Annotated in this window: 12 protein-coding genes and 1 pseudogene; 4 read left to right on the forward strand and 9 right to left on the reverse strand. The window is 42.1% G+C overall.

Features of this window, described 5'->3' with window-relative positions; genetic code table 11:
- Positions 1–155: 155 nt before the first annotated feature.
- The 8 genes from trmL to H3V11_RS11435 form a co-directional block, all read right to left on the reverse strand.
- Positions 156–638 (reverse strand): tRNA (uridine(34)/cytosine(34)/5-carboxymethylaminomethyluridine(34)-2'-O)-methyltransferase TrmL, encoded by a 483-nt coding sequence (gene trmL / locus H3V11_RS11400; RefSeq protein WP_198225068.1) that lies wholly within the window; start codon positions 636–638, stop codon positions 156–158.
- A 196-nt stretch (positions 639–834) separates the two neighbouring features.
- On the reverse strand, positions 835–1242 hold the full coding sequence (locus H3V11_RS11405; protein ID WP_100125443.1) for a hypothetical protein: 408 nt from the start codon (positions 1240–1242) through the stop codon (positions 835–837).
- Positions 1188–2510, reverse strand: coding sequence for a phosphatase PAP2/dual specificity phosphatase family protein (locus H3V11_RS11410; RefSeq protein WP_100125444.1), 1323 nt, complete (start codon positions 2508–2510; stop codon positions 1188–1190). The genes H3V11_RS11405 and H3V11_RS11410 overlap by 55 nt, the downstream gene beginning before the upstream one ends.
- On the reverse strand, positions 2507–4267 hold the full coding sequence (locus H3V11_RS11415) for a bifunctional alpha/beta hydrolase/class I SAM-dependent methyltransferase (protein WP_100125445.1): 1761 nt from the start codon (positions 4265–4267) through the stop codon (positions 2507–2509). Before H3V11_RS11415 ends, H3V11_RS11410 begins: the two co-directional genes overlap by 4 nt.
- Positions 4260–4904, reverse strand: coding sequence for a 1-acyl-sn-glycerol-3-phosphate acyltransferase (locus H3V11_RS11420; RefSeq protein WP_037393225.1), 645 nt, complete (start codon positions 4902–4904; stop codon positions 4260–4262). Before H3V11_RS11420 ends, H3V11_RS11415 begins: the two co-directional genes overlap by 8 nt.
- A gap of 3 nt (positions 4905–4907) precedes the next feature.
- Entirely contained in the window at positions 4908–5822 is a 915-nt protein-coding gene (locus H3V11_RS11425) for a phosphatidate cytidylyltransferase (RefSeq protein WP_078474483.1), read from the reverse strand.
- A 1-nt stretch (position 5823) separates the two neighbouring features.
- Positions 5824–6423 (reverse strand): CDP-alcohol phosphatidyltransferase family protein, encoded by a 600-nt coding sequence (locus H3V11_RS11430; RefSeq protein WP_078474481.1) that lies wholly within the window; start codon positions 6421–6423, stop codon positions 5824–5826.
- A gap of 284 nt (positions 6424–6707) precedes the next feature.
- Positions 6708–7538 (reverse strand): MetQ/NlpA family ABC transporter substrate-binding protein, encoded by an 831-nt coding sequence (locus H3V11_RS11435; protein WP_084547198.1) that lies wholly within the window; start codon positions 7536–7538, stop codon positions 6708–6710.
- 133 nt (positions 7539–7671) lie between these two features.
- Here H3V11_RS11435 and dinG point away from each other — a divergent pair, with 133 nt between their 5' ends.
- The 4 genes and pseudogenes from dinG to H3V11_RS12105 all read left to right on the forward strand — a co-directional run.
- Positions 7672–9804 (forward strand): ATP-dependent DNA helicase DinG, encoded by a 2133-nt coding sequence (gene dinG, locus H3V11_RS11440; protein ID WP_198225070.1) that lies wholly within the window; start codon positions 7672–7674, stop codon positions 9802–9804.
- A 144-nt stretch (positions 9805–9948) separates the two neighbouring features.
- Positions 9949–10377, forward strand: coding sequence for a 50S ribosomal protein L13 (gene rplM, locus H3V11_RS11445; RefSeq protein WP_025329931.1), 429 nt, complete (start codon positions 9949–9951; stop codon positions 10375–10377).
- Positions 10378–10386: 9 nt separating this feature from the next.
- Positions 10387–10779, forward strand: coding sequence for a 30S ribosomal protein S9 (rpsI, locus tag H3V11_RS11450; RefSeq protein WP_025329932.1), 393 nt, complete (start codon positions 10387–10389; stop codon positions 10777–10779).
- 160 nt (positions 10780–10939) lie between these two features.
- A pseudogene (locus H3V11_RS12105) lies at positions 10940–11158 on the forward strand (tRNA-dihydrouridine synthase); the annotation flags it as partial.
- A gap of 381 nt (positions 11159–11539) precedes the next feature.
- Here H3V11_RS12105 and H3V11_RS11460 read toward each other — a convergent pair.
- Positions 11540–12412, reverse strand: coding sequence for a lysophospholipid acyltransferase family protein (locus H3V11_RS11460; RefSeq protein ID WP_078474478.1), 873 nt, complete (start codon positions 12410–12412; stop codon positions 11540–11542).
- Positions 12413–12433 lie beyond the last annotated feature (21 nt).

The following is a 12433-nucleotide window of genomic DNA, read 5'->3' on the forward strand; positions in this document are numbered from 1 at the left end:
GATAGTATGGATTGCCCATGTGAAAGTAGGACACCGCCAGACTCCCTATAGAAGAACCCGGTTGATTAGTCAGCCGGGTTTCTTATTTTAGTACTGAGAAGTAAAACAGAAGGAAAAACAATACCGCAGCAGCCAAACGGCTGCTGTTGCTGTATCTAGGTTAGAGAGGGGAAGGACTGCTGACGCAGCGCTTCGTAGAGGACGATGGCGGCGGCGTTGGACAGGTTCAGTGAGCGGATGTGCTCTGACTGCGGGATTCGCAGACATTGCTTGGCGCGTGCCTGGGCGAATGTCTGTGGTAGTCCGGTGGTCTCGCGACCAAAGAGAAAGTAGATTTGCTGATTGCGGTCGCTGTAGTCGAACTGAGTGTAATTGCGTGTGCCGTAGGTTTCTATCAGGTAAACTTGTGCATTAGTCTGGGTTTCAGTCATGCTGATGAATGCTTCCAGACTATCATGATAATGAATATCTACATGAGGCCAGTAATCTAGACCAGCACGCTTAAGCATCTTGTCATCGGTAGAGAAACCTAATGGATGGATTAAATGCAGGCTGGTATGTGTGCCGGCACAAGTGCGGGCGATATTGCCGGTATTAGCAGGAATTTGGGGTTGATACAGAGCTATGTGCAGACTCATCTGATTAGTTTTTTATTGATACAAAAAAGATGATTAGTATAATCTATATTAGAAATTTAAGTGACTACTGCTTTGAATGAAAAATATGACAAATCTATTGCTTATTCGCTTAACTGTTTATAGATAGAAAATTTCTATACCATTTTAATTTAACATAAATTAATCTTATTTTTTTATCATTAAATCTACAGATATTTTATTTAAACAATAAAGTAATAATCCAGATTAGCCAGAGCAGAGCACAGCTTATTAAGGAATATTTGAGTTGCTTCAGAGCTCCCTCATATCTTTGTTCCAAAGTAAAATCTTGCAGTTTTTGTTTTTGCCAAATAGAAGCAAGAATAATACCAGCCTGCCGGTTATTTTCCTGAGTGAGTTCAGAGAAATAATGATTATCCAGCCATAGCCGCCAGCATTGATAAATAACTATATCGGCACCAGCTGTGATCAGTGAACGTATTAAGCCGGCAGATGCGCAAAATATTGCCCATAATAAAGGTATTAATGCCATCAATAACAAAAAGCGCCAGCTTGCTAATGTGTGGCTGACTAACACTTTACTAAGTTCATGTTCATTGGATTCTGGGTTATGCTGATGTGCCATTGCTCAAGAAGTTCCATATGTTTGGAGCCTAGTACAATTTGCGGGCGTTGTTGCTGCACAAATGTACAGGCCTGTTCTACAGTTTTAAAATCATCAAAAGCCAGCAGCCATGCTACTACTACAATGGCACTACGTGATAGTCCCAATGAGCAATGGATTAAAACACTATTGTGCTGTGTACGTAATTTTTCTAATTCACTGACAGCTTGTTGCAATTGCATCATACTGGGACAAACAAGATCCAGCATAGGTATACATGTATACACGCGATTATATGTAGATTGGGCGCGTGGAAATTCGAATGTTAAATCCAGAATAGCTTTTTGTTTAACACTGCTGCAAGGATAACTACCCATAAAAATGTGCTCATTGATTGGGCTGATAGCAGGAATTTTACGGGTATACAGCCATCTGGAAATAGTCATCAGACATCGCCAAGGAAATAACATAATATAGGTAGCCGCTGAATATTTGCCATGCTGTGATTTATATATTGTATTAACACCAAAATGATATGAACAACTGACAATAAATAAAGATAATGCCAGCCATAATAACCACGGAATAGAATAAATTCCAAAACATAAGCACACAAGCGCTGCTGTTGCATAATACTTAGTCAGCTTTTTTGACTGTGTACACGGTATATGAATATGGGTTTTTGGTATTTTTTTAACCGGTATTAGCCAGTCAATAAACATACCAATAGCTACGCCGACGATTACATCAATAAAATGATGCTGCCATGTCGTCAATACAGAAATACCAATTAACAGAAACCAGCAATGAATCAGCCAGCGCAGACGTTTAGGAGTATGTTGTAAAAAGTGTTGCCACAGCAGCCAGCTTAGGATGATATAGAGTATTGAAGACTGATTATAAGATAAATTAAACTGCTCCAGCTGATTAAACCACCAGCCGGTAAAACCTTCAACTTTGGGTCGGATAAAGCTAAAACGAAAAGGAAATAGTAAAAAACTGATATAGGCTATAGTAGAGGCTAATACTAACCGACAGGCCTGACGAGTCTGTTCAGATACAGAGTGACACAAAAATAAAGATATACTATAGAGCAAAGCCAGACTACAGTAAGGAATAATAGTGAGCGGAATAAATGGGATGTATTGTTCCCAGCTATATACCACACTATTAATATCAGCTCGTGTGGCAGTAAACTGATTAACCAGTTCATACGTTACTAAGAAAAACGGCGCCAGAATGATTAACCAGCCTACTGCCAAACAGTTTAATTGACTACGCAACTTCATGATGCGCGGCGAATTGCCATGGATACGCTGAAAATCCCCCATTCATCAATAATTTGTGCACATTTATCAAAACCGGCTGCACTTACCAGAGCATCCATTTCACCTTGCGAACGATTACGCATAATCCACGGCTGACCCTGACGATGGCTGGTTAAAGACCATGCAATGGTTTTCAATTGCGGGTGCCAAGGTTGATTTGTGTAAATCAGGATACCACCGGCAGGGATAGCTGCTGCTAAACCATTTAGTGAATTGCGTAACAGAGAGTTATCCGGAAAAAGTTCATAAAGTCCGGAAACAATACCCAGTGTAGGCTGAGGTGTAAGTACTGCGAGTTGTTCCTGATTGAAGGCATCACCAATTTCAAATCGCGCTTTATTGCTTAAACCATAATCAGCAATCATCTGCTGACCTTTGCTGACATTAAGTTCACTGTAGTCGCGTAATAAAATTTCTTCAACTGCATTGATATTGGATAATGCTTCAATGACATACCTGCCATGACCGGCAGCAATATCAACAACCCGAACCGGAAGATTTTCTTCCTGTAGTTTTGATACAGCTTGTTTAATCATATACTCCAGATTAATTTTGCGTTGCCGGATACCTCGCCAGCCAATGCTATTGAGATAAGCTTTGTCAAATTGTTTTCCCAGCCAGTTTTGACCCTGAGGCTGATTCTGATAAACATAATCCAGTGTACTGCCGGAATCAAAGCCAGTTTCACAACCCAGTTTAATACCATTAGAAAGTTTACCAAGGGTTGTCATACCTTTATGTAAGGCACGATAACTAAAGGCACTGAAAGAAAGCGGAACCGGTCCGCCGCTTAATTCACGCCAGTTATCTGCACTCGGGCTCCAGCGATCTTCATGCTGATAATTAAAAGCGGCTACTGGCTGCTGATATAAGGTATCGATAAAGCTGCGAATTTTTGTAAAAGCTTCTTCTCGGTTAAGTTCGCCCAATGTGTCGTGATAAAAACCGGGCAGAATGTGCATTTCTTTGAGCGGATTGCGAATACGCTGATAGAAATCCAGTTGTGGTTGCCTGTGCACTACATAATCCTGACCGGATATCAGCAGTTGCGTAGGTAAAGTAATAGCAGCAGCATCTTCAATGACGCGGTCGGCTGTACGGTATAAATCCAGTAAAATATTTACTGCAATTGCACGGGTAATCAGTGGATCATTATTAAAACTGTTAATACGTTCAGGATCATGGGTCAGATACTTGCCTTTGACATAGGAATTAACAAAGAACAGACCTTTCACATATTGTCCGAAACTAAGCAATGGCCGGGCAAACGGCACGTACAGTTTTACTTTAAATGCAGGAGAGGCTAATACAAGTCCGCGAATTTTCGGGGCGTAATCATGTGCCCATGTTGCTGCCAGTACTGCTCCCACACTCTGGGCAATCACTATGATATTCGAAAGGGGAGTTTGGCTGTCTGCGGCAACAAAATGCATAAATTCATCCACATCCTGTACAGAACGAGCCAGAGACGGGCTGTAACCGCGAGGGCCGGGAGAGTGGCCATGCCCGCGGGCATCCCATGCATAAAAATCCGTATCCGGCATGTTCAGCTCATCCACAATGTGCTGCAAACGACCAGAATGTTCATGTCCGCGGTGAAACAATACAATAACTTTACGTATTGTGCCGGAGGTAATTGCAGGCCAGTGTCGATAAAATAATTCTTGTTTATCGCTGGTATAAAATGTACTTTCTTTTGCTTGGCGTTGTTCAGTCATCAGAATCTCTTTTCGTATATTGCGGACGCAATGCGAGTAAATTATTTAATAAATCTGCTTTAAACTGGTCCTTATCAGGTTGGTAATACATGGCACTGCCAATATTAATGTCTATGAATAGAGGCAGCGGAATACGATTACCTTTAGCCATAATCTGTTCAGTTCCCTGTAGCCATACCGGAATGATGGGTACAGTTGGCATAGCAGCACTTAAATACCAGATACCTGATTTGAGCGGTTGCATTTTTCCGGGTTCGCCACGAGAGCCTTCTGGAAATAGGATAAGGATTTTGTTTTGACGTAAGGCTTCTTCACAGCCCTGAAGCGGATTGTTCTGACCGCCATTCTGACGGGTAACCGGAATAATGTTGAGAATATTAATTGCAAACCAGGCCAGCCATTTATTACTTAGAAAGTAATCTGCTGCAGCTACCGGATGAATCTGATTTTGCTGTAAAGGTGAGTATAGACCCATCAGTGCAAATACATCCATGTGGCTATTATGATTAGCAACAATGATTGCCGGACCCTGTTTAGGCAGATTGTGATGTTGATGAATACGCAAACCCAGCCAGAAACGCATAAACGGCCATTCTATACATAATGCAAATATGGGTTTGAGTAATGATTTAAGCATGATTTAGTAGTAAAAATAGCGAACGAAATGAAAAAATACCGGTGCAGTAAAAATCAATGAGTCCAGACGATCAAGAATACCTCCGTGGCCGGGTAATATCGTGCCGCTGTCTTTAATACCAATATCCCGCTTGATTGCAGACATGACAATATCACCACAGAATCCGCTTATACTGATGATCAGACCTGCAATTAAAGACATTTCCCAGCTCAGTGGTGTCAGTATAGGACCCAGCAGCATGGCAGCAATTGTCGTGCTGGCTATGCCGCCAAGTAGTCCGGCCAGAGTTTTGTTCGGGCTGACTTTAGGTGTTATTTTGATTTTACCCAGAGATTTACCCCACAAGTATTGAGTAATATCATTGAATTCTGTTAAACCCACAAGAAACAGTACCAATAGTGCACCAGTTTGCTGATGATCATTCGGCAGTACCAGCAAACTGGCAACATGGCTGAAAGCAAATACAGTTGTCATCAAACCCCACTGCAATTGAGACACTGTACGCAGAAAATGTTTGGTATCACCAGCAATAACCATTCGTGCTGGTAAAAACAGGAACATATATACCGGAATAAATATAATAAAAAAACCGTACCAGTTACTGCCGATAAACCAGTAATTAATCGGAATAGTGATAAACATCCACAGGATAGGCATACGGTCTGCATGGCGTGCCGGTACCAGCGTTAAATATTCTTTTAACGCCATAAAGCTGACCAGAGCAAAAAAACATATCCCTAACCAGGATGGACTGATTAATGCCAGAGAAAACAGTATAATAATAATCCACCACGTTCGAATACGCAGTGTAAGTTCATGCCAGTCTTTATCCGGTTTCAGGTACACTAATAAGCCATTGATAACTGTAGCCAGTAATAAAAGGCTGAAAATAACCAGTAAGGATTTTTGCAACAGCATATCAGTGTTCTCCGGTCAGTGCACTGCGACAACGGTTAACACAAGTCCAGACCAGTAAGACAATTGATATACACCACAGCAGATTGTTCCATGATGTTAATTCTGGCCAGATAGCCAGTAATAAAGACCATGTACCGAAAATCAGGGCACGATCACTTTTACCCATGGGACCCGCATAGCTGCGGATGCCATTAATTGTTTGAGCAAGAATGCCGCAGAATTCCGTAAGTACTGCACAGAAGAGCATTACCAGTACCACAGTTGTATTACTGCCCGGTAACAGAATGAACGGCACATATAAGGCAATATCAGATAAGACATCACCCAATTCATTTAAGACAGCACCAAGCCGGCTTTGCTGGTTACATTCACGAGCGAGCATGCCATCCAGTGCATTGAGCGCCATTCTGATAAATAATGTAATCGGTAGCAGCCAGAATAATCCCGGATGCGGAAAAATAGCCAGTATGACACCGATTAATACAGAAAGACCAATTGCAGAAAGTGTAATGTGGTTTGCTGTAACGCCTTTTCGATACAGCCAGAACATGAGCGGGCGTAATAATTTTTGAAAAGCAGGTTTGATACTGTAAAGAGTCATGCTTTTATAAATTAAGTTATGTAATTTCTATATTATAAAATGTATTTAAAAATTTTGTTTTGTTATTTTTATTAAACATGTTAGGCTGCTGTACCGATTGTTAAGCCATACTGCAAAACTCACGTTAATAAATATTACAGTGCGGGATTTATTTTCAGTGTTTTGATTAATAATTAGTGAACTGCTAATACGTTTTGAAATTTTTACTGTTATGTGATGAATTTATAGATGAATTGCCGGTAATGCGTGATAGTATTACCGGCAATTTTCAGGATGAAATAGGTTTATTCACCTTGTGGCAATGCCCACATCTGATTTTGATTGTATTTCTGCATAAATTGTTTAAATTCTGGTGATTGATAGGCTGCTTTTAAGTCTTTTGCCCACTGGGTATCTTTATTTTTTTCATTAATGGTAACCACCATTTCCATTTCCGGAATTACTTTTTCACGAAGTACGGCTTTTTTCGGATCAAGTTTAGACTGGTAAGCAATTCCACCGGAGGCGAAACCGAAATCTACTTCACCCAGTGTGCGCGGAATCATGACTGAATCCATTTCTTTAATTTTCAATTGTTTTGGATTGCTGACAATGTCTCTGGATGTTGCCAGTATCGGGTTAGTGCCGGATTTGAGCTGAATGAAATGATTATCGGTCAGAATGCGCAATGCACGTGAAGTATTGGCCGGATCACTGGGAATCAGCACAGTAGCACCATTAGGCGCCTGCTGAAAGGATGTGTATTTGTCTGAGTAAATGGCAGCCGGTATGGTAGGGATATGTACCAAAGGATACAGATGTGTACCTTTTTCACGGTTAAAGACATTAAGATAGGCAGTATGCTGATCCAGATTAAAATCAACCTGACCATTATTAACAGATTGATTATTCACTTCCAGCGTGGAAAAATTCATGGTTTTAATGGTGTAGCCCTGTTTTTCCAGAATAGGTTTAATGCCTTGTTCAAATACTGTGCTGTAAGGCATAGCAGAGGCACCAAAAACCAGCTCTTTTTTGGTCGTACTGGCTGCTGTGGAATCTTGCTGAGTTTTAGAGCAGGCAATAAGACCTGTTGTCACGAGACAGAATAAAACGAAATAGATAATTTTGTTCATAATGTGCCTGCTAAAAATTTAATATGGAATTTAAGTATATAATTGGAATTAGTTTGTAAATATACTGATTTTAAATAACTTTACTACTAAAAAGAATATGGGTTTATGCTATTTACCTATTGTTTGAATTGTTATGCTTACTGATTTAGAAAAAAACGCCATACGTGATCATTACCAAAGTATTGCCAGAAGTTTGCCTAATTTCCGGCCCCGGCAGGCACAGCGGGAAATGATTGCAGCTGTTGCCAATGCATTTTCACGCACTCAGCAACAGCAGGATGGTGAGGATGCACCGGAGCGCAATGGTGAGTCTATCGTTGTAGTAGAGGGGCCGACAGGAGTAGGTAAAAGTCTGGCATATTTACTTGCCGGCGGACTTATGGCGCAGACGCGCGGCAAAATACTGGTAGTAAGCAGTGCGACTGTCGCCTTGCAGGAACAACTGGTCGGGCGTGATTTACCGTTTGTAGTCAGGCACAGCGGACTGAGTCTTAGTTTTGCTCTGGCTAAAGGACGCGGACGTTATTTATGTCCGTATAAACTGTATCAATTAACCCAATTAAACGCACAGGACAGTTTGCAGGGTTTTGAACCACAAATGGTACTCTGGGAGCGGAAGCCTAAAAAAGAAGAATTGGCAGTATTGCGTAATATGGCAGATCAGTTTGCTGCCCGTACTTTTAATGGAGACCGGGATACATGGCCGGAACAAATTGACGACGGACTATGGCAGAAAGTAACTAATGATCGCCATGGCTGTTTGAAGTCCGGGTGCCCGAACCGCGCCGAGTGTCCTTTTTTTCTGGCGCGGGAGACGCTGGAAACGGTGAATGTTGTGGTAGCCAATCATGATTTACTGCTGGCTGATATCGGCATGGGCGGCGGTGTAATTTTGCCGGCACCGGCCAACAGTTTTTATTGTATCGACGAAGCGCACCATTTGCCGCATAAAGCTTTACAGCAATTTGCGGCTGAACATAGTCTGAATCAGACATTATGGTTTTTAGACCGGATTGGTAATATTGTAGATAAAGTAGCTGGTGTGCTGGATAAAAGTGAACTCGCAGTGCTGGCTGTTGAAGCTGCATCGGGTTTGCAGGAAAGTTTGCAGGAATGGCTGATTTGTCTGGCTGATGAACCCAGTCTGGCAGTACAGGACGGTATCGAAGAAAGCAGCTGGCTGTGGCCGGATGGTGAAATACCATCGAGTTTGAATATGCTGGTAAATAATACCGCTATCGCCGCACGAATGCTGCTGAAACATTTAAACGGTATGAATGAGGCATTATCTGCCTCCAGACGGGATAAGAATAAGGATAACAGCCTGCTTGATCAGCTCAGTACGGATTTGGGCATGCTGCTGGCGCGAACTGAACAGGTCGTGGATGTATGGGATTTAATGTCCATGGAAAAAGTTGAAGGCGAAGCACCACTGGCTAAATGGATTACCCGGATAGCTAAAGATAAGATTGACTACAACTTTCATGCCTCTCCCATTACCAGTGCCAGTAAGCTGACCAGTGGTTTGTGGCGGCGGGCGGCGGGGGCATTGCTGACCTCGGCCACATTACGCTCACTGGGTACATTTGATTTACTGTTAAAGCAAACAGGCCTGAGCTGGCTGCCTGATACTACTATGCTGGCACTGGACAGCCCGTTTCATTTTGCAGAACAGGGTGAGCTGTATATACCGGCACTGGCAGCCAGTCCGAAAGATGCGGCAGCGCATACCAGCGAAATTGTTAATTGGCTGCCGAAGCTGATTAATGAAAGCGAACCTATTGGGACGCTGGTATTATTTTCTTCACGGCGGCAAATGCAGGAGGTCGCGCTGAAATTGCCGGATAGTCATTTGCCTTTATTGCTGGTGCAGGGAGAAATACCCAAACAGATATTATTAGAGCGCCATCATGAGGCAATTGCTGCCGGTCGTCCGAGTATTATTTTCGGTCTGGACAGTTTCGCTGAAGGTCTGGATTTACCCGGTGAGATGTGTGTGCAGGTCATTATTGCCAAGCTGCCGTTTGCTATGCCGGATAATCCGATTGAGAAAACCCGCAATCAGTGGATAGAGGCACGCGGCGGTAATCCGTTTATGGAGATTACTGTGCCGGAAGCCAGTATCAAGCTGATTCAGGCCGTAGGGCGGCTGATTCGGACTGAAACAGATTACGGCCGGGTTACTATTCTGGATAATCGTATTCTGACTGCGCGATATGGTAAACAGTTACTGGCGTGTTTACCGCCTTTCAGACGTATCGGCTGAATATGACTACAGATGTAATCATCAATGCAACTGTATCCTGCTCAGTACAGGGAAATTGTCATACAAACCCTGTACAGCAATTGACAATCAATTGATTAATCTTTAATATTAGAAGCTTTCGTATATTTATCTGGATTAGCTTTTATGAAAACCTTTTCAGCTAAGCCCCATGAGGTGAAGCGCGATTGGTATGTGGTTGATGCTCAAGACAAAGTTCTGGGTCGTCTGGCTGCTGAAATCGCCCGCCGTCTGCGTGGCAAACATAAGCCAGAATACACGCCACATGTTGATACTGGTGATTACATTATTGTAATTAACGCTGACAAACTGCGTGTGACTGGTCAGAAACAGACTGACAAAAAATACTATCGCCACTCAGGTTTTCCTGGTGGTATTTATGAGCGCACTTTTGCTGAAATGCAAAACCAGTTTCCTGGCCGTGCGCTGGAAAAAGCCGTTAAAGGTATGTTACCTAAAGGCCCGCTGGGCTATGCCATGATTAAAAAACTGAAAGTATATGCTACTGCAGAACATGGCCATGCTGCTCAACAACCTAAAGTTTTGGATATCTAAGGACACGCAATGAACGGTAAATATTACTACGGCACGGGTCGCCGCAAAAGTTCAGTGGCTCGTGTTTTCCTGCAAAAGGGTAGCGGTCAGATTATTGTAAATGGTCGTCCGCTGGATGAATTTTTCGGTCGCGAAACCGGCCGCATGATTGTTCGTCAGCCTCTGGTACTGACTGAAAATCTCGAAGCTTTCGATATTAAAGTAAATGTAGTAGGCGGCGGTGAAACCGGTCAGTCTGGTGCAATTCGTCATGGCATTACCCGTGCACTGATTGATTACGATGCAGCTCTGAAACCAACTCTGTCTGCTGCTGGTCTGGTTACTCGTGATGCACGTGAAGTTGAACGTAAAAAATTCGGTCTGCGCAAAGCACGCCGTGCAAAACAGTTCTCAAAACGTTAATCTGTATTGCCACTACCAAAACAGTTTATATATTCAAAAAAGAGCCTTTATTGGCTCTTTTTTTTGTGAATAGGTCAATAAAGATATATTGTAAATTCTGAAACAGATTACTGGTATATTATCCGCAGGAGCAACCTATTGCTTAGCAGCTAGATGGCGCAGTAAGCCGGCAGTTCTAGTACAGGCTGTTAAAATTGCTGCTGGTTATGAGTATGATGAAATTAATCTGAACTGCGGCTGCCTCAGCACTAGCTCGCGGGTACGGCAAGGTGCTTTTGGTATCTGTCTGATGCGTGGTTGAACTGGTAGCACAATGCTTAATGCTATGCAGGAAACGGTTAATATTCCGGTTACGATTAAGCATCGCATCGGTCTGGATTAAGTCGAGTTTTACGGGCAAATATAAAAGCAAAAAATTACAAGTTATATAATTTAATAAAAATAAAACAAATCATAATTAGATAATTGTTTAATATTTTTGCTAAACAAATTATTTATACTTTTGGTATTAATTTTAAGATTAATATATCTGTTTTATTAATAATAATTAATGATTTGTATCTAGTAGAAATTAATCTATATAATTTTATTTAATCTAATTTCAGATCATACTCGATAAATATTTATTAAATTGATATGACGATTTTTAATTAAATAATGTATTAAATAATTTCCGAATAATTATAATTTAAGGATAATTCTTCTGTGATTTCTATATTGTTTGTATAAGATATAGTTTGCTAATTTTTTGATGATTTTTTTAGGTAGCAGGTCTGTTTTTACGCCATTTGTACCGGTTATAGCCAAACAGGTACTGGCTTGGGAAACGTGTTACCCATTTTTCAACATTATTATTAATAATCTGTGCATCATGCTCGCGGTTGCCGTTGAGTGTGCCTTCAAGTGGTGCGATATGAAGGGCAAAGCCGCGACCGTTCGGCAGGCGTTCGCCGCAAAAGAACAGGGGAGTGACTTCAGGCATGATGGCCAAACGAGAGGCTAGGGTCATGGTGTAGGCAGGCTGACCAAAAAAGGTTGCCCATACACCTTCTCCTTCGCCGGGTACCTGATCGGGCAGTACAATAGTAGCCTGCTTATTTTTTAATGCCCGTACAATCTGTTTTACCCCCAGCATATTGGCAGGAGCGGTATAGCCGTTATCACGCACACGTCCGCTATTCATAACGTTTTCCAGCCAGCTTATTTTAGGCGGGCGGTACATGGCAGTAAGCGGAAAAGGCAGTTTTTCGCTCAGAAAACGGCCAGCAAGATCATAATTGCCCAGATGTGGTGTAATTAAAAGCAAACCTTCGTTGCGTTCAATAGCGGCTTCTATGTACTCCCAGCCGTGTACTTCTTTAAATAATGAGACGATATGCTTGCTTGAGCGGGTCCAGGCTATGGATAACTCAAGCCCGCTTTTGGCTGTTTCTGCAAAAATAGATTTAACCAGTTTTTCTGATTCTTGGTCGTTGGCGGCAAGTTTGCTAAAATGCAGATTTTTAGTTGTGCGTTTACGTTCACTGGTGGCGAAGTAAAAGCCAAGGCGCCCCAGTACGGAACCTAAACCCTGTAAAACAGGTAAGGGGATTAATGCCAACAGGAAAAATATGAAATAAACCAGCTTTTGCATCCGTTCTGTATCTCAAACTCG

The sequence above is a fragment of the Snodgrassella sp. W8158 genome, assembly GCF_016100435.1.
Classification (GTDB): Bacteria; Pseudomonadota; Gammaproteobacteria; order Burkholderiales; family Neisseriaceae; genus Snodgrassella; species Snodgrassella alvi.

Bases quoted from the DNA above. Each gene is read 5' to 3' on its own strand.
- rplM (WP_025329931.1), top strand. From the start codon at position 9,949: ATGAAAACCTTTTCAGCTAAGCCCCATGAGGTGAAGCGCGATTGGTAT.
- trmL (WP_198225068.1), bottom strand. From the start codon at position 638: ATGAGTCTGCACATAGCTCTGTATCAACCCCAAATTCCTGCTAATACC.
- dinG (WP_198225070.1), top strand. From the start codon at position 7,672: ATGCTTACTGATTTAGAAAAAAACGCCATACGTGATCATTACCAAAGT.
- H3V11_RS11435 (WP_084547198.1), bottom strand. From the start codon at position 7,538: ATGAACAAAATTATCTATTTCGTTTTATTCTGTCTCGTGACAACAGGT.
- H3V11_RS11405 (WP_100125443.1), bottom strand. From the start codon at position 1,242: ATGGCACATCAGCATAACCCAGAATCCAATGAACATGAACTTAGTAAA.
- H3V11_RS11420 (WP_037393225.1), bottom strand. From the start codon at position 4,904: ATGCTTAAATCATTACTCAAACCCATATTTGCATTATGTATAGAATGG.
- H3V11_RS11410 (WP_100125444.1), bottom strand. From the start codon at position 2,510: ATGAAGTTGCGTAGTCAATTAAACTGTTTGGCAGTAGGCTGGTTAATC.
- H3V11_RS11430 (WP_078474481.1), bottom strand. From the start codon at position 6,423: ATGACTCTTTACAGTATCAAACCTGCTTTTCAAAAATTATTACGCCCG.
- H3V11_RS11415 (WP_100125445.1), bottom strand. From the start codon at position 4,267: ATGACTGAACAACGCCAAGCAAAAGAAAGTACATTTTATACCAGCGAT.
- H3V11_RS11425 (WP_078474483.1), bottom strand. From the start codon at position 5,822: ATGCTGTTGCAAAAATCCTTACTGGTTATTTTCAGCCTTTTATTACTG.
- rpsI (WP_025329932.1), top strand. From the start codon at position 10,387: ATGAACGGTAAATATTACTACGGCACGGGTCGCCGCAAAAGTTCAGTG.
- H3V11_RS11460 (WP_078474478.1), bottom strand. From the start codon at position 12,412: ATGCAAAAGCTGGTTTATTTCATATTTTTCCTGTTGGCATTAATCCCC.